Here is an 18950-nt window from a genome sequence, read left to right as displayed (position 1 = left end):
CCGCGGCCTCACCAGCCCGCGGACGGTCCCGTCAGCTCCCTGATCGCGGGACGCGCGGCGTCCAGCACGGTCATGAACCACGCCGAGAACGGCGCGGCGGCATGCCGCTCCGCGAGTTCACCGGCGGTCACGAACGCCGTCTCGCCGACCTCCTCCGCGTCGGGGCGGAGGCGCTCCTGCACCATTCCGACGAACAGATGGTTGAACTCCTGCTCCACCAGGCCGGACATCGGGTCGGGGTGGTTGTAGCGGACCGTGCCCGCCGCGGCCAGCAGCGAGGGCGAGACCCCCAGCTCCTCGTAGGTGCGCCGGGCGGCCGCCGCGAACGGCGCCTCTCCCGGGTACGGGTGGCCGCAGCAGGTGTTCGACCACACACCGGGGGAGTGGTACTTGCCGAGCGCACGGCGCTGCAGCAGCAGCCGCCCCTGCTCGTCGAAGAGGAAGACGGAGAACGCGCGGTGCAGCTGGCCGGGCGCCTGGTGAGCGGCGAGCTTCTCCGCGGTGCCGATGGTCGTGCCGTTCTCGTCGACCAGTTCGAGCATGATCGCGTCTGCTGTGCCGTTCGACGAGCTGTGCGCCGCGGTGGCTGGTGTGGTCGGCATACCCATCCTTCGCTTTGGTTCCCGGCCTCGTGCGCCGGACCCCTCGAGTGCGGTCAAGTCTGCCGTACAAAAGCCGCTTGTCCGCACTTCGGGTGCTGGCATGTCCGCCCTGCCCGCCCGCCCGGACGGGACGGGACGGACACCGCGCCTGACCCGGAGGCCGACCGCTGCCGGATCATGCCCCCGGGCCCGGCGCGGAACCGTCACCGGGCCGGGGCCTCGTGTGCTCGCTCAGTGGCAGAGCCGCGCCTCGTGCTCCGCGTGCCCGCTGGGCTCCAGCTGGAAGGTGCAGTGCTCGACGTCGAAGTGGTGGCCGAGGCAGCCCTGCAGGTCGTGCAGGAGCTTCTCGTGCCCGATCGAGTCCAGCATCTCCTGGTGCACGACCACATGGGCGGAGAGGACGGGCATGCCCGAGGTGATCGTCCAGGCGTGCAGGTCGTGGACGTCGAGCACGCCTGGCAGGGCCGTGATGTGGGCGCGCACCTCGTCCATGTCGACGCCCTTGGGGGCCGACTCCAGCAGCACGTCGAGCGTCTCCCGCAGGAGTTTCACCGTCCGCGGGACGATCATGAGGCCGATCAGCAGCGAGGCGATGGGGTCGGCGGCCTGCCAGCCGGTGGCCATGATGATGCCCGCAGACACGAGCACCGTCACCGAGCCGAGCGTGTCCGCGACGACCTCGAGGTACGCCCCCCGCACGTTCAGGCTGTCCTGCTGCCCGCGCACGAGCAGGGACAGGGAGACCACGTTGGCCACCAGGCCGACCGCGGCGAACGCGATGGCCAGACCACCCCTGGTCTCCGCCGGTGTGACGAAGCGGTCCACCGCCTCGAAGACCAGGTAGCCGCCGACGCCGAGGAGCAGCAGACAGTTGGCGAGCGCGGCGAGGATCTCGGCACGGGCGTAACCGAAGGTGCGGTTGGGGCCCGCGGGTTTGTTGGCGAAGTGGATGGCCAGCAGGGCCATGCCCAGCCCCAGGGCGTCGGTCGCCATGTGGGCGGCGTCCGCGATCAGGGCCAGCGAGTCGGCGAGGAGCCCGCCGACGATCTCCATGACCATGACGCCGAGCGTGATGCCCAGCGCGACGCGGAGCCGGCCCCGGTACGCGGCGGCCGCCGTGCCCGTCGGGGGCGGCTCCCCGTGCGTATGCCCGTGATCGTGGCCGGCCCCCATGCGAACGCCTCCGTATGCCCGTCATACCCGTCAGAACTGTCGTGTCCCTCGGACAGCGCGGACGCGACTCGCCCGATGCGGCCAGTGAACTACGGGGGAGGGGTACGGGGCAACACGGCACTGAACACCGTTGTCATGTGCTCTGACCTGCGGAAACGATCGCAGGTCAGAGCTTCGCCCGAGTGCGGGCGGTCAGCGCGCCGAGCGGGCCTCGGGGTGGCGCAGGCACCAGCCCTCCCACGCCGACTCCACCATCTCGCGCATGCCGCGCCGCGCCTTCCAGCCCAGCCGCTCCGTCATCCGGTCGGCCGACGCCACGGCCCTGGCCGCGTCCCCCGGCCTGGGCGGTTCGACCACCGGTTCCGTCCGCACGCCGGTGACCTCCCCCACCAGCTCGGCGAGACGGCGCACCGACACGCCCTCGCCCCGGCCGATGTTGACGGTCAGGTCGCCACCACCGGGGTTCTCCTCCAGGTGGCGGGCGACGGCGAGATGCGCGTCCGCGAGGTCGGCGACGTGGATGTAGTCACGTACACAGGTGCCGTCAGGCGTCGGGTAGCCGTCGCCGAAGATCCGCGGCGCCTCGCCCCGCGTCAGCCGGTCGAAGAACATCGGGACGACGTTGAAGACCCCCGTGTCGGCCAGCTCCGGCTCGGCGGCACCGGCGACGTTGAAGTACCGCAGGCAGGCCGTGGAGATGCCGTGCGCCCGCCCCGTCGCGCGGACCAGCCACTCCCCGGTGAGCTTCGTCTCGCCGTACGGGTTGATCGGCGCGCACGGGGTGTCCTCCGTGATGAGTTCCACGTCCGGGACGCCGTACACCGCGGCCGACGAGGAGAAGAGGAAGCGCTCCACCCCTGCCGCCGCGACCGCCTCCAGCAGTACGCCGAGCCCGGTCACGTTCTCCCGGTAGTAGAGCAGCGGCTTCTCGACGGACTCACCGACCTGCTTCTTCGCCGCGAGATGCACCACTCCCGTGACGGCGTGCTCCGCCAGGACCCGGTCGAGCACCGCACGGTCCGAGGCCGATCCCCGTACCAGGGTGACCTCCGCGGGCAGCCGCTCCTCGATGCCCGTCGAGATGTCGTCGAGGACGACGACCCGTTCCCCGGCACCCGTCATGGCCTTCGCCACATGTGCCCCGATGTAACCGGCTCCGCCTGTGATCAACCACGTCATGCACGTCAGCTTATGCGCTGACCGGACGCGGTTTGTGGGGCGAGGCGTTGATCGACCATGATGATCGCGAACGGCGCCGCTCGATGGCCGATTCGCCCGAACGGAGCACAAACGGGTGGTGAACTCGGTCTTCCGTTCATCCGATAGCCTCAGCCGACGTGCCGCCGGCCCACCCCCGGGCCGTCATGCCGCGCGCCGTTCCCGTCAGCACCAAGGAGTGAGTTCGTCTGTCGACCGCCATCCTCACCGGTGCACCGGTACCCGGGTCGTCGCTCGAGGACGATCTGCGGTCACTCGGTTTCGACGTGACTGCCGCAGCCGACGCCGACGAGGCCGCCGAGCTGCTCGCCGCAGTCCCCGCGAGCAGGCGCGTCGCGCTCGTGGACCCACGCTTCGTCGGACACGTCCACGCCCTCAGGCTCGGACTCACCGACCCGCGCTTCACCGCCGCGTCGATCCCCGGAGCGCTCACCGCGCAGCCCGAGGCCCGCCCGGCACTGCTCCGCGCCCTCCGGCGGGCCGTGGCCGCCGTCGGCGCCGGAGCCCCCGTCACCTCTCCCGGCGCCGATGCCGTCACCGAGGACCGGACGGTCCCCGGACGGCTGGCCGCGGCGCTGGACGCGGAAGGCACCGCCGTACAGCGCCCCGAACTCGGTTCGCTCACGGCCTCGGTCCCGACCGGCCCGGAGGAGCGGCACGCCGCCCGGACCGCCGTGGCCGCCGTCGACGACGAGGCCGTGCGGCTGCGCAGCGCGGTGAAGGCCCACGACGGCTTCTTCACCACGTACTTCATCAGCCCCTACTCCCGCTACATCGCCCGCTGGTGCGCCCGCCGGGGCCTCACCCCGAACCAGGTCACCACCGCCTCGCTCGTCACGGCACTGATCGCGGCGGGCAGCGCGGCGACCGGTACCCGAGGCGGCTACGTCGCGGCCGGGGTGCTCCTGCTCCTCTCCTTCGTCCTGGACTGCACCGACGGGCAGCTCGCCCGGTACTCGCTGCAGTACTCGACGATGGGCGCCTGGCTGGACGCCACCTTCGACCGGGCCAAGGAGTACGCGTACTACGCCGGCCTGGCCCTCGGCGCCGCACGCGGCGGCGACGACGTGTGGGTCCTGGCGCTCGGCGCGATGGTGCTCCAGGCCTGCCGCCATGTCGTCGACTTCTCGTTCAACGAGGCCAACCACGACGCGGTGTCCAACACGAGTCCCACCGCCGCCCTCTCCGACAAGCTCGACAGCGTCGGCTGGACGGTCTGGCTGCGCCGGATGATAGTCCTGCCCATCGGTGAACGCTGGGCCATGATCGCGGTGCTCACCGCCGTGACCACCCCCCGGATCGTCTTCTACGCGCTCCTCGTCGGCTGCTCCCTGGCGGCCTGCTACACCACGGCGGGCCGGCTGCTCCGCTCGCTGACCCGCAAGGCGCAGCGCACCGACCGCGCCGCCGTGGCACTCGCCGACCTCGCCGACTCGGGGCCGCTCGCCCAGGCCGTCGCCGCGGTGGTCCGGCGTCCCGGTGGTGGCTTCACGGCCCCGTTCCTGGCGCTCGTCGGCGCCCTGGTGATGGTGGGCGCGGCGGTCTTCACCCCGTACGGCGGCCTGCTGACCGTGGGCGCGGCCGCCGTGTACGCGGTCCTCTCCGGACTGGCCGTCTCGCGGCCCCTCAAGGGCGCCCTGGACTGGCTGGTCCCGCCGCTGTTCCGGGCCGCCGAGTACTGCACGATCCTGGTGCTGGCCGCCCGCAGTGACGTGCCGCACGCCGTTCCCGCGGCCTTCGGCCTGGTTTCGGCCGTCGCCTACCATCACTACGACACGGTGTACCGCATCCGGGGCGGCACCGGGGCACCGCCCAGGTGGCTGGTGCGCGTCATCGGCGGGCACGAGGGCCGGACCCTGGTCGTGGCCGTCCTCGCCGCCGCACTCATCCACGGTTCAGGTTTCACCACGGCCCTCACCGCGCTCGCGGCCGCCGTGGCTCTGGTGGTGCTCGTCGAGTCCATCCGCTTCTGGGTGTCCTCCTCGGCCCCCGCCGTACACGACGAAGGAGAACTCGCATGATCGGCCTCGTACTGGCTGCCGGTGCCGGACGCCGTCTGCGTCCCTACACGGACACCCTGCCCAAGGCCCTGGTGCCGGTGGACGGCGAGAAGACGGTCCTCGACCTGACGCTGGCCAACTTCGCGGAGGTCGGGCTCACCGAGGTCGCGGTCGTCGTCGGCTACCGCAAGGAGGCGGTCTACGCCCGCAAGGCCGAGTTCGAGGCCACGTACGGCGTGACGCTGACGCTGATCGACAACGACAAGGCCGAGGAGTGGAACAACGCCTACTCCCTCTGGTGCGCGCGTGAGGTCCTGAAGAAGGGCGTCATCCTCGCCAACGGCGACACCGTGCACCCGGTGTCCGTCGAGAAGACCCTCCTGGACGCCCGCGGCGAGGGCCGGAAGATCATTCTCGCCCTCGACACGGTGAAGAACCTCGCCGACGAGGAGATGAAGGTCATCACCGAGGACGGCAAGGGCGTCCGGCGGATCACCAAGCTGATGGACCCGGCCACCGCGACCGGCGAGTACATCGGCGTCACGCTGATCGAGCCCGAGGCAGCCGAGGAGCTCGCCGACGCGCTGAGGACCACCTTCGAGCGCGACCCCGACCTCTACTACGAGGACGGCTACCAGGAGCTCGTGAACCGCGGCTTCACCGTCGACGTCGCGCCCATCGGCGAGGTGACGTGGGTCGAGATCGACAACCACGACGACCTCGCCCGGGGCAGGGAGATCGCGTGCCGGTACTGACCCGCCTCATCCCGTCCCCGGTCGTCGTCGACATCCGGCGCGGCGCGATGGACGATCTGGCCGGTCTCCTCGCCGACCAGCGGATCTCCTCCTCGGGGAAGCTCGCCATCGCGATCAGCGGTGGTTCAGGGCGCGCCCTGCGCGAGAGGCTCGCTCCGGTGCTGCCGGGGGCCGACTGGTACCCGGTCACCGACGGCACGATCGACTCCGCGGTACGGCTCGCCGACGGCATCAAGGGCACCCGCTACGACGCCGTGGTCGGCCTCGGCGGCGGCAAGATCATCGACGTGGCGAAGTACGCCGCGGCGCGCGTGGGCATGCCCATGGTCGCCGTCGCGACGAACCTGTCGCACGACGGTCTCTGCTCCCCGGTCGCGACGCTGGACAACGACAACGGACGCGGCTCCTACGGCGTCCCCACACCGATCGCCGTGGTCATCGACCTCGACGTGATCCGTGAGGCGCCCGCACGCTACGTGCGCTCCGGCGTCGGTGACGCGGTCTCCAACATCTCCTGCGTCGCCGACTGGGAACTCGCCCACGAGGTCCGGCGCGAGGACATCGACGGGCTCGCGGCGGCCATGGCCCGGCAGGCCGGCGAAGCGGTGCTGCGCCACCCCGGAGGGGTCGGCGACGACGCCTTCCTCAAGGTGCTCGCCGAGGGGCTGGTCCTCACCGGGATCTCGATGTCGATCGCCGGGGACTCCCGGCCCGCCTCGGGCGCCTGCCACGAGATCAACCACGCCTTCGACCTGCTCTACCCGAAGCGCGCGGCCAGCCACGGCGAGCAGGTCGGCCTCGGCGCCTGTTTCGCCATGCACCTGCGGGGCGCGCACGAGGAGTCCGTCCAGATGGCGTCCGTACTGCGGCGCCACGGGCTGCCGGTACTGCCCGACGAGATCGGCTTCACCACCGAAGAATTCGTGCGGGCGGTCGACTACGCGCCGCAGACGCGCCCGGGACGCTTCACGATCCTGGAACACCTCAACCTCTCCACCGACCAGATCAGGGACGCGTACGCCGACTATGCAAAAGCCATCCATAGCTGAACTCCGTCCGGTCGTGCACCCGCCGGGTGTGAAGGACCGGCGCAGCGGCGAGCACTGGGCGGGTCGGCTCTACATGCGCGAGATCTCGCTGCGCATCACCCGGCACCTGGTGCCCACCAAGGTCACGCCCAACCAGCTGACCTACGTGATGACCGTCGCGGGTGTGCTCGCGGCCCCCGCCCTGCTGGTCCCGGGCATCCCGGGCGCCCTGCTCGGCGTGCTCGCGGTCCAGCTCTACCTGCTGTTCGACTGCGTCGACGGCGAGGTGGCCCGGTGGAAGAAGCAGTTCTCGCTGGGCGGCGTCTACCTGGACCGGGTGGCCGCCTACCTCTGTGACGCGGCGGTGCTGGTCGGCTTCGGCCTGCGTGCCGCCGACCTGTGGGGCCCGGGACGCATCGACTGGCTGTGGGCCTTCCTCGGCACGCTCGCCGCGCTCGGCGCCATCCTGATCAAGGCCGAGACCGACCTCGTCGGCGTCGCCCGCCACCAGGGAGGGCTGCCGCCCGTCAAGGAGTCCGCGTCCGAGCCGCGCTCCTCCGGCATGGCGCTGGCCCGCCGGGCCGCCGGCGCGCTCAAGTTCCACCGGCTGATCCTCGGCATCGAGGCGTCGCTGGTCATCCTGGTGGTGGCCGTGCTGGACACGGTCAGGGACGACCTCTTCTTCAGCCGTCTCGCGGTCGCGGTCATGGCCGGCATCGCCCTTCTCCAGACCGTCCTGCACCTGGTGTCGATCCTGGCGTCCAGCAGGCTGAAGTGAGCTCTCCCATGAAACTCGGCGCGGTCATCATCACCATGGGCAACCGCCCCGACGAACTCCGCGCCCTCCTCGATTCGGTCGCCAGGCAGGACGGCGACCGGATCGAGGTGGTCGTCGTCGGCAACGGCGCCCCGGTCCCCGACGTCCCCCCGGGCGTGCGGACCGTCGAGCTGCCCGAGAATCTGGGCATCCCGGGCGGCCGCAACGTCGGCATCGAGGCGTTCGGCCCGTCCGGGGCCGACGTGGACGCCCTGCTCTTCCTCGACGACGACGGGCATCTGCCGAACACCGACACCGCCGAGCTCTGCCGGCAGGCGTTCGAGGCGGACCCCCGGCTCGGTATCGTCACCTTCCGCATCGCGGACCCCGACACCGGCGTCACCCAGCGGCGGCACGTGCCGCGGCTGCGTGCCTCCGACCCGATGCGCTCCTCCCGCGTCACGACGTTCCTCGGTGGCGCCAACGCCGTGCGCAGCCAGGTGATCGCCGAGGCCGGCCCGCTCCCCGGCGAGTTCTTCTACGCCCACGAGGAGACCGACCTCGCCTGGCGGGCCCTGGACGCCGGCTGGATGATCGAGTACCGGGCGGACATGGTGCTCAACCACCCCACCACCGCCCCCTCGCGGCACGCGGTCTACCACCGCATGGTGGCCCGCAACCGCGTCTGGCTCGCCCGCCGGAACCTTCCCGCACCGCTGGTCCCCGTGTACGTCGGGGTCTGGCTGCTCCTCACCCTGGTCCGGCGTCCCTCCTTGCCCGCCCTCAAGGCATGGTTCGGAGGTTTCCGGGAAGGCTGGACCACGCCCTGCGGACCCCGGCGCCCCATGCGGTGGCGTACGGTATGGCGGCTGACCAGGCTGGGCCGACCGCCGGTCATCTGAGAGGCTCTCCTCTGAGACCATGAGCCGTATTCATTCGTACGGGGACCCTGTCCGCCTTGGCCGCGCCCGGCTGCGCATTGTGAAGACGAGAGTTCTTAACTGTGAGTGACACGACCCACGACGGCGGAGTTGCCCTGAGCAGCCCGCCGTCCGCCGACGAGGGCCTGAGCGCGAGCCGGCTGGCCGAGAAGTACGGCCTGACGGTGAGCGGTGCCCGGCCCGGACTGTTCGCGTACATCCGGCAGCTCTGGGGCCGCCGGCACTTCATCCTGGCGTTCTCGAGGGCGAAGCTGACCGCGCAGTACAGCCAGGCCAAGCTCGGCCAGCTGTGGCAGGTGGCGACACCGCTGCTGAACGCCATGGTCTACTTCCTGATCTTCGGCCTGATCCTGGGCACCAACAGGGGGATGAGCCAGGAGATCTTCATCCCGTTCCTGGTGACCGGGGTCTTCGTCTTCACCTTCACCCAGAGCTCGGTCATGGCGGGGGTGCGATCCATCTCCGGCAATATCGGCCTGGTACGGGCGCTCCACTTCCCCCGGGCCTCGCTGCCCGTCTCGTTCTCGCTCCAGCAGCTCCAGCAGCTGATGTACTCGATGATCGTGCTGTTCGCCGTGGCGGTGGGCTTCGGCAGCTACCCGTCGCTGTCCTGGCTGCTCATCGTCCCGGCGCTGGCCCTGCAGTTCCTGTTCAACACCGGTCTGGCGCTCGTCATGGCCCGGCTGGGCAGCAAGACCCCCGACCTCGCCCAGCTGATGCCGTTCATCATGCGCACCTGGATGTACGGCTCGGGCGTCATGTTCTCCATCCCCGTGATGCTGGAGGGCAAGCCGCAGTGGATCGCTGACGTGCTGCAGTACAACCCGGCGGCCATCTACATGGACCTGGTCCGCTTCGCACTGATCGACGGCTACGGCGCCGAGAACCTGCCGCAGCACGTCTGGGCCGTCGGGCTCGCCTGGGCGCTCGTGGTGGGCGTCGTGGGCTTCGTGTACTTCTGGAAGGCAGAGGAACGGTACGGCCGTGGCTGAGGAATCGTCCCAGGGACACATCCCCACCGTGATCGCGGACGACGTGCACATCGTGTACCGGGTCAACGGCACGGGCGGAGGCAAGGGCAGCGCCACCGCGGCGCTGAGCCGGATCATGCGCCGCGGCAAGGGCGAACCGCGCGGGGTGCGCAAGGTGCACGCCGTGCGGGGTGTCTCCTTCACCGCCTACCGCGGCCAGGCCATCGGCCTCATCGGCACCAACGGTTCGGGCAAGTCCACCCTGCTGCGGGCCATCGCCGGCCTGCTGCCGACCGAGCACGGCAAGGTGTACACCGACGGCCAGCCCTCGCTGCTCGGCGTCAACGCGGCTCTGATGAGCGATCTGACCGGTGAGCGCAACGTCGTGCTCGGCGGTCTCGCGATGGGGATGAGCCGCGAGGAGATCCGCACGCGGTACCAGGACATCGTGGACTTCTCGGGGATCAACGAGAAGGGCGACTTCATCACGCTGCCGATGCGGACGTACTCGTCCGGCATGGCGGCCCGCCTGCGCTTCTCGATCGCGGCGGCCAAGAACCACGACGTCCTCATGATCGACGAGGCGCTGGCCACCGGTGACCGCAAGTTCCGGGTCCGTTCCGAGGAGCGGATCCGCGAGCTGCGCAAGGAGGCGGGCACCGTCTTCCTGGTCAGCCACAACAACAAGACCATCAGGGACACCTGTGACCGGGTGCTGTGGCTGGAAAAGGGCGAGCTCCTGATGGACGGCCCCACCGACGAGGTGCTGAAGGCCTACGAACGGGAGACGGGCAAGTAGCCGTCGACGCGTGTGGCCCCCGCCGGAGCGCGGCGGGGGCCCTCGTGGGCCTGAGGCGGCGGGGACCGCACCGCCGCGGACCCTCCGGGGAGGATCTCCTCCCGTCGGATGACGTCAACTGCGACGTGTCCGGCGATGGTTGAGGGCGGCCCTGGCGTCACGCGTGGGTGCAGCGCACCCCGGCGCGGCTCTGTGAGCTGTACAACGTAAGCTGTAACGGTGCTGATTCGCGGCAATGTGGGGCGTATGCCCCCGGCGCATCGCCCGTTGTGAGCATGTCGCACTCGGCCGGACGAGCGGCGTGTCCGAAAAGGGATGTTTTGGGTCAGCAGTGTAGAACGGGAGATGTGACGGCAATGATGGAAAATCTCCAGCTCCGACGTGGTTTCGCCGTCCCCGCGTCGGGTGGTAAGCAGTGACCCGTTCCCAGCAGGCGCGCGCCGACGCCGCCACCGCCACACTCGACAAGGCCGCGGACGAGAACTTCCCCGTGGCTCCCTTCTTCCTGCCCCGCGCCTGGCGCGACGACCTGATGGCCGTCTACGGATTCGCCCGCCTCGTCGACGACATCGGTGACGGCGACCTCGCCCCCGGCGGAGCCGACGCCCGCCACCTCGGCCTCGAACCCGGGCGGAGCGAGGACCGTCCCGCCGCGCTGGACGCCCTCGAAGCCGATCTGCACCGCGTCTTCTCGCCCACGGGCGACGGCCCGCGCCACCCCCTGATGCGTGCACTGCGCCCCACCGTGCGGCGCTGCGCGCTCACCCCCGAGCCCTTCCTCGGGCTCCTCGAAGCCAACCGGCAGGACCAGAAGGTCCGCCGCTACGGGACGTACGGCGACCTGCTGGCCTACTGCGAGCTCTCCGCCAACCCCGTCGGCCGCCTCGTCCTGCAGATCACCGGCACCGCGAGTCCCGAGCGGATCCGCCGCTCCGACGCCGTCTGCACCGCGCTGCAGATCGCCGAGCACCTCCAGGACGTCTCCGAGGACCTCGGGCGCGACCGGATCTACCTGCCCGCCGAGGACATGGCCCGCTTCCATGTCGGCGAGGCGGAGCTGGCCGCACCGTCCGCCGGCGCGGCCGTACGCTCCCTGGTCGCGTTCCAGGCGGAGCGCGCCCGGGACCTGCTCGACGAGGGCGTCCCCCTGGTGGGCAGCGTCCACGGCCGGCTCAAGCTGCTCCTCGCCGGATTCGTCGGCGGAGGGCGCGCCGCCCTCGGCGCGATCTCGGCCGCGGGTTTCGACGTACTGCCCGGACCGCCCAAGCCCACCGCGCCGAGACTGCTGCGCGAGGTGGGAGACGTCCTGCGAAGAGCGCACAGAGAGGGGTGAGCCGGACCGTGGAGGGACAGACGACGTACATGTCGGCACCGGTACAGGCCGCGTACAGCTACTGCGAGGCCGTCACCGGACAGCAGGCCCGCAATTTCGCGTACGGCATCCGACTGCTGCCGTACGAGAAGCGGCAGGCCATGTCGGCCCTGTACGCCTTCTCCCGTCGGGTCGACGACATCGGCGACGGCGAACTGGACCCGGAGACCAAGCACGTCCGGCTCGAGGAGACCCGGGGACTGCTCGGCCGCATCCGGGACAACGCCGTCGACGAGGACGACACCGACCCGGTCGCGGTCGCGCTGGCCGACGCCACGCGCAGGTTCCCGCTGCCGCTCGGCGGCCTCGACGAGCTCATCGACGGCGTGCTGATGGACGTGCGCGGCGCGACGTACGAGACCTGGGACGACCTGAAGACGTACTGCCGGTGTGTCGCGGGCGCCATCGGGCGGCTCAGCCTGGGCGTCTTCGGGACGGAGGCGGGCGCACCCGGTGCCGAGCGGGCCGCGGAGTACGCGGACACCCTGGGTCTCGCGCTGCAGCTGACCAACATCCTGCGGGACGTCCGCGAGGACGCCGGCAACGGGCGCACGTACCTGCCCGCCGACGACCTCGCCAAGTTCGGCTGCTCCGCCGGATTCCACCGGGCCACCCCGCCGCCGGGATCCGACTTCGCCGGCCTGGTGCACTTCGAGGTGCGCCGCGCCAGGGCCCTCTTCGCCGAGGGCTACCGGCTGCTGCCCATGCTGGACCGTCGCAGCGGTGCCTGCGTGGCCGCCATGGCCGGCATCTACCGCAGGCTCCTCGACCGGATCGAACGCGATCCCGAGGCGGTTCTCCGGGGCAGGGTCTCGCTGCCCGGCCACGAGAAGGCGTACGTTGCGGTGCGCGGACTGTCGGGCCTCGACGCGCGGTACATCTCACGGCGGACGGCCAGGGGGAGGGTCTGATGAGGGGTCCGGGCCGAGGTGCGGGACGGGCAACCCCCCGGTGCCCCGGTGCGTCCCTGTCTGCGACGACGCGGCGTGTGCCGCCGACCGCGGTGGCACGGCGAAGGGAGCGGGGATGACAGGCCGGAGCTCCCGTTCCTCCCGCGCGGTGGTCGTCGGCGGCGGTCTGGCGGGCGTCACCGCGGCACTGCGTCTGGCCGACGCGGGGCTCGACGTGACACTGCTCGAAGGCCGCCCCCGGCTCGGTGGACTCGCCTTCTCCTTCCGGCGCGGCGACCTGTCCGTCGACAACGGCCAGCACGTCTACCTGCGCTGCTGCACCGCTTACCGCTGGTTCCTGGACCGGATCGAGGGCACGCACCTCGCCCCGCTGCAGGACCGGCTCGACGTGCCCGTCCTCGACGTCGGCAGGGTCGCCGGGCCCAGGCTGGGACGGCTGCGCCGCACCGGGCTGCCCGTACCGCTGCACCTGGCCGGCGGACTCGCCGCATACCCGCACCTCTCACTCGCGGAGAAGGCCGGCGTCGCCCGGGCCGCGCTGGCGCTCGGCCGGCTCGACCCCGCCGACCCCGCGCTCGACGGCATCGACTTCGCCACCTGGCTGCGCCGCCAGGGGCAGTCGCAGCGCACCATCGACGCCCTCTGGGACCTGGTGGGCGTCGCCACGCTCAACGCCACCGCGCCGAACGCCTCGATGGCGCTCGCCGCGAAGGTCTTCAGGACGGGACTCCTCTCGGAACCGGGTGCCGCCGACATCGGCTGGGCCGCCGTGCCGCTCGGGGACCTCCACGACACCCTCGCCCGCAAGGCACTCGAATCGGCGGGCGTGGAGATCCGCCTACGAGCCCGCGTCACCTCCCTCACGCGCGCCGAGGGCGGCCACTGGGCGGTCGCGACCGACGGTGAACTCCTCGACGCGGACACCGTCGTCCTCGCGGTGCCGCAGGGGGAGACGCACCGGCTGCTGCCCGACGGCGCGCTGGACGAACCGGGCAGGCTGCTCGACCTCACCGACGCGCCGATCCTGAACGTGCACGTGGTCTACGACCGCAAGGTGCTGCGCAAACCGTTCTTCGCCGCGCTCGGCTCACCCGTGCAATGGGTCTTCGACCGCACCGCGTCCTCCGGCCTCCAGGGCGGAGGCCAGTACCTCGCGGTGTCCCAGTCCGCGGCACAGGAAGAGATCGATCTTCCCGTCGCCGAACTCCGCCGCCGCTACGTGCCCGAGCTGGAACGGCTCCTCCCGGCGGCACGCGGCGCCGGGATCAGCGACTTCTTCGTCACCCGGGAACGCACCGCGACCTTCGCGCCCACGCCGGGCGTGGGGCGCCTGAGGCCGGGTACCCACACCCGGGCCCCCGGGCTGCATCTGGCGGGAGCATGGACCGCCACCGGCTGGCCCGCGACGATGGAGGGTGCCGTCCGCAGCGGATTCACTGCCGCGGACGCCGCGCTCCGGGCCCTCGGCCGGCCACACGAACATCCGCTGCAGGAGGCGGCATGAGCAGTACCACCGGAACAAGAGGAGAGTCTGTGACCCCGGCGAATCCGGCTTACGACACCGTGGCGGACCCCACGGACGTCACCGCGCTTCTGGAGCGTGGAAGGGCCCTGTCAGCGCCGGTGCTGCGAGCTGCCGTGGACCGGCTGGCGCCGCCCATGGACACCGTCGCGGCCTACCACTTCGGCTGGATCGACGCCCAGGGCCGACCGGCCGACGGCGACGGCGGCAAGGCCGTGCGTCCCGCCCTGGCCCTGCTGTCCGCGGAAGCGGCGGGCGCCCCGGCGGAGGCCGGGATCCCCGGAGCCGTGGCCGTCGAACTCGTGCACAACTTCTCGCTGCTGCACGACGACCTGATGGACGGCGACGAGCAGCGCCGTCACCGCGACACCGTGTGGAAGGTGCACGGCCCCGCGCAGGCGATCCTCGTCGGGGACGCGCTCTTCGCGCTGGCCAACGAGATCCTGCTGGAGCTCGGCACCGTCGAGGCCGGCCGGGCCGCCCGCCGCCTGACCACGGCCAGCCGCAAGCTGATCGACGGCCAGGCCCAGGACATCTCGTACGAACACCGCGAGCGGGTCACCGTCGAGGAGTGCCTGGAGATGGAGGGCAACAAGACGGGCGCCCTCCTCGCCTGCGCCGTGTCCATCGGCGCCGTGCTCGGCGGAGCCGACGACCGTACCGCCGACACCCTGGAGGCGTACGGCTACCACCTCGGTCTCGCCTTCCAGGCGGTCGACGACCTGCTCGGGATCTGGGGCGACCCCGAATCCACGGGCAAACAGACCTGGAGCGACCTGCGCCAGCGCAAGAAGTCCCTGCCCGTCGTCGCCGCGCTCGCCGCGGGCGGACCGGCCTCGGAGCGGCTGGGCGAGCTGCTCGCCGCCGATGCCAAGAGCAGTGACTTCGACAGCTTCTCCGAAGAGGAGTTCGCCGCCCGCGCGGCACTCATCGAGGAGGCGGGCGGCCGCGAGTGGACCGCCGAGGAAGCCCGCCGTCAGCACGCGGTGGCCATCGACGCGCTGCACGGCGTCGACATGCCGGAACGAGTGCGGGCGCAGCTCACCGAGCTCGCCGACTTCGTGGTCGTACGAAAGAGATGATCACCATCCAGATATGACTCGCAGTCGCCGGCGGGCGCCCCACGGGGCGCCCGCCGACGGAGACCCCAGCACAGCAGAGGACCGAACTGCACGAAGGGGAAGCCATGACAGCGACGACCGACGGAAGCACCGGGGCCGCGAACCTCCGCGCGGCTTCGATCAGCGATCCGACCGAATCGACCAGTGCCGCGGGCGACATGATGGCCGTCGCGCGGCACGCCGCGGAGCGCTCGGTGGAGCACCTCCTCGGCAGGCAGGACGAGCAGGGCTGGTGGAAGGGCGACCTCGCCACCAACGTCACCATGGACGCGGAGGACCTGCTGCTCCGTCAGTTCCTCGGAATCCAGGACCCGGAGACCGTCAAGGCCGCGGCCCGTTTCATCCGGGGCGAGCAACTCGGCGACGGCACCTGGAACACCTTCTACGAGGGGCCGCCCGACCTCTCCGCCACCGTCGAGGCGTACGTCGCGCTCCGACTGGCCGGGGACCGGCCGGACGACCCCCACATGATCCGCGCGGCCGGCTGGGTCAGGGAGCAGGGCGGCATCGCGGAGTCCCGGGTCTTCACCCGGATCTGGCTCGCGCTCTTCGGCTGGTGGAAGTGGGACGACCTGCCCGAACTCCCGCCCGAGCTCATGTTCTTCCCCAAGTGGGTCCCGCTCAACATCTACGACTTCGGCTGCTGGGCCCGCCAGACCATCGTGCCCCTCACCATCGTGTCCGCGAAGCGGCCGGTGCGCCCGGCCCCCTTTGCCCTGGATGAGCTGCACACCGACCCGGCGTGTCCCAATCCGTCCAAGCCGACTGCTCCCGTTGCCAGTTGGGACGGCGTGTTCCAGCGGCTGGACAAGGCGCTGCACCTCTACCACAAGGTCGCCCCGCGCAGGCTGCGGCGCATCGCCATGAACGAGGCCGCACGCTGGATCATCGAACGGCAGGAGAACGACGGCTGCTGGGGCGGCATCCAGCCGCCCGCGGTGTACTCCGTCATCGCCCTGCACCTGCTCGGCTACGACCTCGACCACCCGGTCATGCGGGCCGGGCTGGATTCGCTGGACCGGTTCGCCGTGTGGCGTGAGGACGGCGCCCGCATGATCGAGGCCTGTCAGTCCCCGGTCTGGGACACCTGCCTCGCCACCATCGCCCTCGCCGACGCGGGAGTGAGCCCCGACCATCCGGCGCTCGTGCGAGCGGCCGACTGGATGCTCGGCGAGGAGATCGTGCGGCCCGGCGACTGGTCGGTGCGCAAGCCGGAACTCGCTCCGGGCGGATGGGCGTTCGAGTTCCACAACGTCAACTACCCCGACATCGACGACACCGCCGAAGTGGCCCTGGCGCTCCGGCGCGTCCGTCACCCGGACCCGGCCAGGGTCGACGCGGCGATCGAGCGGGGGGTGCGCTGGAACCTCGGCATGCAGTCACGCAACGGCGCCTGGGGAGCCTTCGACGCGGACAACACCAGTCCGTTCCCCAACCGGCTGCCGTTCTGCGACTTCGGCGAGGTCATCGACCCGCCGTCGGCCGATGTCACCGGCCACGTGGTGGAGATGCTGGCCGTCGAGGGCCGGGCGCACGACCCCCGCACCCGGCGGGGCGTCGAGTGGCTGCTCGCCGAACAGGAGGCGAGCGGGGCGTGGTTCGGCCGGTGGGGCGTCAACTACATCTATGGAACGGGCTCCGTGGTACCCGCGCTGATCGCGGCCGGCCTGCCCGCCGCGCACCCCTCGGTGCGCAGGGCCGTCGACTGGCTGAAGTCCGTGCAGAACGACGACGGCGGGTGGGGCGAGGACCTGCGCTCCTACCGCGAGGAGAAGTGGATCGGTCACGGCAGTTCGACCCCCTCCCAGACCGGATGGGCGCTGCTCGCCCTGCTGTCCGCGGGGGAGCGGGAGACCAGATCCGTGGAGCGGGGAGTCGCCTGGCTGGCCGGAACCCAGCAGCCCGACGGTTCCTGGGACGAGCCCCACTTCACCGGGACCGGATTCCCCTGGGACTTCTCCATCAACTACCACCTGTACCGGCAGGTGTTCCCCCTCACCGCCCTCGGCCGGTACGTCTACGGGGACCCCTTCGCCACCGCCTCCGCCATCGGCGCCGGCTCCGGCAAGGGGGCCTGAACCGGTGGGTGGCGCCGAGGTGCCGCCCGGTCCCGCCACGCCGCTGCTGATCGCCTGCGCACTCGGCATCGAGCGCTTCGCCCTGCGCACCGGCAGGAGGGCCGGCGAACCGGGACCCGGTCCCGTGGACATCATCAGGTCCGGGATGGGCCCCCAGGCCGCGGAGAACGCCGTTCGGCAGGCGCTCGGGCGGCCCGGGGCCGGTGGCACCGCGGTCATCGCCTCCGGCTTCTGCGCCGGGCTGGAACCCGGCATGCACCCGGGGGACCTGGTGGTGGCCGAGGAGACACGGGACGCCGGTGGCACCACGGCCTGCACAGGGACCGGGCTGCTGGTCGACGCACTGGTCAGAGCGGTGCCCGGACGCACGGTCCACACCGGCCCGCTGACCGGCTCCGGGCATGTCGTGCGGGGGCCGGAGCGTGCCGGGCTCCGGGCCACCGGCGCCATCGCGGTCGACATGGAGTCCGCGGCCACGCTGCGCACCGCCGTCCGGACGGGGGTACGCCCTGTTGCGGCCGTACGGGTGGTCGTGGACGCTCCAGAGCATGAGCTCGTCCGTATCGGCACGGTCCGCGGTGGAATATCGGCATTCCGCGTTCTTCGTGCCGTCCTTCCGGCTTTCCATGAATGGCACCGATCTTTGCTGCTCCCCAGGAGGTGAGCCCAGATGGCCATGCCGCTTCGTCAGTCCATCAAGGTTGCGACGTATCTCTTCGAACAGAAGCTCCGCAAGCGGGAGAAGTTCCCGCTGATCGTCGAGCTGGAGCCCTTGTTCGCCTGCAATCTGGCGTGTGAGGGCTGCGGGAAGATCCAGCACCCGGCCGGAGTGCTCAAGCAGCGCATGCCGGTCGCGCAGGCCGTCGGGGCGGTGCTGGAATCAGGTGCCCCGATGGTCTCCATCGCCGGTGGCGAGCCGCTGATGCACCCGCAGATCGACGAGATCGTGCGCCAGCTGGTGGCCAGGAAGAAGTACGTCTTCCTCTGCACCAACGCCATGCTGATGCGCAAGAAGCTCGACAAGTTCACCCCGTCGCCCTACTTCGCCTTCGCCGTGCACATCGACGGACTCCGCGAGCGGCACGACGAGTCGGTCGCCAAGGAGGGCGTCTTCGACGAAGCGGTGGCGGCCATGAAGGAGGCCAAACGGCGCGGCTTCCGGGTCACGACCAACTCCACCTTCTTCAACACCGACACCCCTCAGACCGTGATCGAGGTCCTCAACTACCTCAACGACGAACTGAAGGTCGACGAGATGATGATCTCGCCCGCCTACGCCTACGAGAAGGCGCCGGACCAGGAACACTTCCTGGGCGTCGAGCAGACCCGCGAGCTCTTCAAGAAGTCCTTCGCCGGCGGCAACCGCGGCCGGTGGAGGCTCAACCACTCACCGCTCTTCCTCGACTTCCTGGAGGGCAAGGCCGACTTCCCGTGCACGGCCTGGGCGATCCCCAACTACTCGCTCTTCGGATGGCAGCGGCCCTGCTACCTGATGAGCGACGGCTACGTCCCCACCTACCGGGAGCTCATCGAGGACACCGACTGGGACAAGTACGGCCGGGGCAAGGACCCGCGCTGCGCCAACTGCATGGCCCACTGCGGATACGAACCCACGGCGGTGCTCGCCACCATGGGGTCCTTGAAGGAGTCCCTGCGAGCGGCGCGGGAGACCGTCGGCGGGGGCCGCTGACGTCATGAGGGA

Annotated in this window: 17 protein-coding genes; 14 read left to right on the top strand and 3 right to left on the bottom strand. The window is 71.0% G+C overall.

Going from position 1 to position 18950, the window contains the following annotated elements; genetic code table 11:
- Window positions 1–8: 8 nt before the first annotated feature.
- The 3 genes from idi to galE all read right to left on the bottom strand — a co-directional run bounded on the left by idi (window position 9) and on the right by galE (window position 2954).
- Window positions 9–602, bottom strand: coding sequence for an isopentenyl-diphosphate Delta-isomerase (idi, locus tag LWJ43_RS03415; protein WP_277330775.1), 594 nt, complete (start codon window positions 600–602; stop codon window positions 9–11).
- A gap of 231 nt (window positions 603–833) precedes the next feature.
- On the bottom strand, window positions 834–1775 hold the full coding sequence (locus LWJ43_RS03410; protein WP_277330774.1) for a cation diffusion facilitator family transporter: 942 nt from the start codon (window positions 1773–1775) through the stop codon (window positions 834–836).
- A gap of 192 nt (window positions 1776–1967) precedes the next feature.
- Window positions 1968–2954, bottom strand: a complete 987-nt coding sequence (gene galE / locus LWJ43_RS03405; RefSeq protein ID WP_277330773.1) for a UDP-glucose 4-epimerase GalE — start codon at window positions 2952–2954, stop codon at window positions 1968–1970.
- Between the two features lie 305 nt (window positions 2955–3259).
- Here galE and LWJ43_RS03400 point away from each other — a divergent pair, with 305 nt between their 5' ends.
- The 14 genes from LWJ43_RS03400 (at window position 3260) to hpnH (ending at window position 18938) form a co-directional block, all read left to right on the top strand.
- Complete coding sequence (locus LWJ43_RS03400) at window positions 3260–5014, top strand: DUF5941 domain-containing protein (RefSeq protein WP_277330772.1); 1755 nt, start codon at window positions 3260–3262, stop codon at window positions 5012–5014.
- The gene (locus LWJ43_RS03395) at window positions 5011–5748 is read left to right on the top strand and encodes a phosphocholine cytidylyltransferase family protein (protein WP_277330771.1); all 738 of its coding nucleotides are present in this window, start codon (window positions 5011–5013) and stop codon (window positions 5746–5748) included. Before LWJ43_RS03400 ends, LWJ43_RS03395 begins: the two co-directional genes overlap by 4 nt.
- On the top strand, window positions 5736–6797 hold the full coding sequence (locus LWJ43_RS03390; protein ID WP_277330770.1) for an iron-containing alcohol dehydrogenase family protein: 1062 nt from the start codon (window positions 5736–5738) through the stop codon (window positions 6795–6797). The genes LWJ43_RS03395 and LWJ43_RS03390 overlap by 13 nt, the downstream gene beginning before the upstream one ends.
- Window positions 6775–7554, top strand: coding sequence for a CDP-alcohol phosphatidyltransferase family protein (locus tag LWJ43_RS03385; protein ID WP_277330769.1), 780 nt, complete (start codon window positions 6775–6777; stop codon window positions 7552–7554). The genes LWJ43_RS03390 and LWJ43_RS03385 overlap by 23 nt, the downstream gene beginning before the upstream one ends.
- Before the next feature lie 8 nt (window positions 7555–7562).
- Window positions 7563–8435: a glycosyltransferase family 2 protein gene (locus tag LWJ43_RS03380; protein ID WP_277330768.1), complete on the top strand. Its 873-nt coding sequence runs from the start codon at window positions 7563–7565 to the stop codon at window positions 8433–8435.
- Between the two features lie 101 nt (window positions 8436–8536).
- Window positions 8537–9466 carry an ABC transporter permease gene (locus tag LWJ43_RS03375; RefSeq protein WP_277330767.1) on the top strand — a complete coding sequence of 310 codons (930 nt, stop codon included), beginning with the start codon at window positions 8537–8539 and terminating at the stop codon, window positions 9464–9466.
- Complete coding sequence (locus LWJ43_RS03370; protein WP_277330766.1) at window positions 9459–10244, top strand: ABC transporter ATP-binding protein; 786 nt, start codon at window positions 9459–9461, stop codon at window positions 10242–10244. Before LWJ43_RS03375 ends, LWJ43_RS03370 begins: the two co-directional genes overlap by 8 nt.
- 415 nt (window positions 10245–10659) lie before the next feature.
- Window positions 10660–11577 carry a squalene synthase HpnC gene (gene hpnC / locus LWJ43_RS03365; RefSeq protein ID WP_277330765.1) on the top strand — a complete coding sequence of 306 codons (918 nt, stop codon included), beginning with the start codon at window positions 10660–10662 and terminating at the stop codon, window positions 11575–11577.
- A 29-nt stretch (window positions 11578–11606) separates the two neighbouring features.
- A complete protein-coding gene (hpnD, locus tag LWJ43_RS03360; protein WP_277330764.1) occupies window positions 11607–12527 on the top strand; it encodes a presqualene diphosphate synthase HpnD in 921 nt (306 codons plus the stop codon).
- A 115-nt stretch (window positions 12528–12642) separates the two neighbouring features.
- Window positions 12643–14031 (top strand): hydroxysqualene dehydroxylase HpnE, encoded by a 1389-nt coding sequence (hpnE, locus tag LWJ43_RS03355; protein WP_277330763.1) that lies wholly within the window; start codon window positions 12643–12645, stop codon window positions 14029–14031.
- Entirely contained in the window at window positions 14028–15131 is a 1104-nt protein-coding gene (locus LWJ43_RS03350) for a polyprenyl synthetase family protein (protein ID WP_277330762.1), read from the top strand. Before hpnE ends, LWJ43_RS03350 begins: the two co-directional genes overlap by 4 nt.
- A gap of 104 nt (window positions 15132–15235) precedes the next feature.
- Complete coding sequence (shc, locus tag LWJ43_RS03345) at window positions 15236–17248, top strand: squalene--hopene cyclase (RefSeq protein ID WP_277330761.1); 2013 nt, start codon at window positions 15236–15238, stop codon at window positions 17246–17248.
- Window positions 17249–17267: 19 nt separating this feature from the next.
- Window positions 17268–17912 (top strand): phosphorylase family protein, encoded by a 645-nt coding sequence (locus LWJ43_RS03340; RefSeq protein WP_277335797.1) that lies wholly within the window; start codon window positions 17268–17270, stop codon window positions 17910–17912.
- A 6-nt stretch (window positions 17913–17918) separates the two neighbouring features.
- The gene (hpnH, locus tag LWJ43_RS03335; protein WP_277330760.1) at window positions 17919–18938 is read left to right on the top strand and encodes an adenosyl-hopene transferase HpnH; all 1020 of its coding nucleotides are present in this window, start codon (window positions 17919–17921) and stop codon (window positions 18936–18938) included.
- The last annotated feature ends 12 nt before the right edge of the window (window positions 18939–18950 follow it).

The organism is Streptomyces sp. JH34, assembly GCF_029428875.1.
Lineage (GTDB): Bacteria > Actinomycetota > Actinomycetes > Streptomycetales > Streptomycetaceae > Streptomyces.
Note: the sequence above shows the minus strand (reverse complement) of the source record. Positions and strands in the feature narration are given on the sequence as shown.

Excerpts from the sequence above, each read along its gene's own strand:
- idi (WP_277330775.1), bottom strand. The coding sequence starts at position 602 with ATGCCGACCACACCAGCCACCGCGGCGCACAGCTCGTCGAACGGCACA.
- LWJ43_RS03410 (WP_277330774.1), bottom strand. The coding sequence starts at position 1,775 with ATGGGGGCCGGCCACGATCACGGGCATACGCACGGGGAGCCGCCCCCG.
- galE (WP_277330773.1), bottom strand. The coding sequence starts at position 2,954 with ATGACGTGGTTGATCACAGGCGGAGCCGGTTACATCGGGGCACATGTG.
- LWJ43_RS03395 (WP_277330771.1), top strand. The coding sequence starts at position 5,011 with ATGATCGGCCTCGTACTGGCTGCCGGTGCCGGACGCCGTCTGCGTCCC.
- LWJ43_RS03385 (WP_277330769.1), top strand. The coding sequence starts at position 6,775 with ATGCAAAAGCCATCCATAGCTGAACTCCGTCCGGTCGTGCACCCGCCG.
- LWJ43_RS03380 (WP_277330768.1), top strand. The coding sequence starts at position 7,563 with ATGAAACTCGGCGCGGTCATCATCACCATGGGCAACCGCCCCGACGAA.
- hpnD (WP_277330764.1), top strand. The coding sequence starts at position 11,607 with ATGTCGGCACCGGTACAGGCCGCGTACAGCTACTGCGAGGCCGTCACC.
- hpnE (WP_277330763.1), top strand. The coding sequence starts at position 12,643 with ATGACAGGCCGGAGCTCCCGTTCCTCCCGCGCGGTGGTCGTCGGCGGC.
- LWJ43_RS03350 (WP_277330762.1), top strand. The coding sequence starts at position 14,028 with ATGAGCAGTACCACCGGAACAAGAGGAGAGTCTGTGACCCCGGCGAAT.
- shc (WP_277330761.1), top strand. The coding sequence starts at position 15,236 with ATGACAGCGACGACCGACGGAAGCACCGGGGCCGCGAACCTCCGCGCG.
- hpnH (WP_277330760.1), top strand. The coding sequence starts at position 17,919 with ATGGCCATGCCGCTTCGTCAGTCCATCAAGGTTGCGACGTATCTCTTC.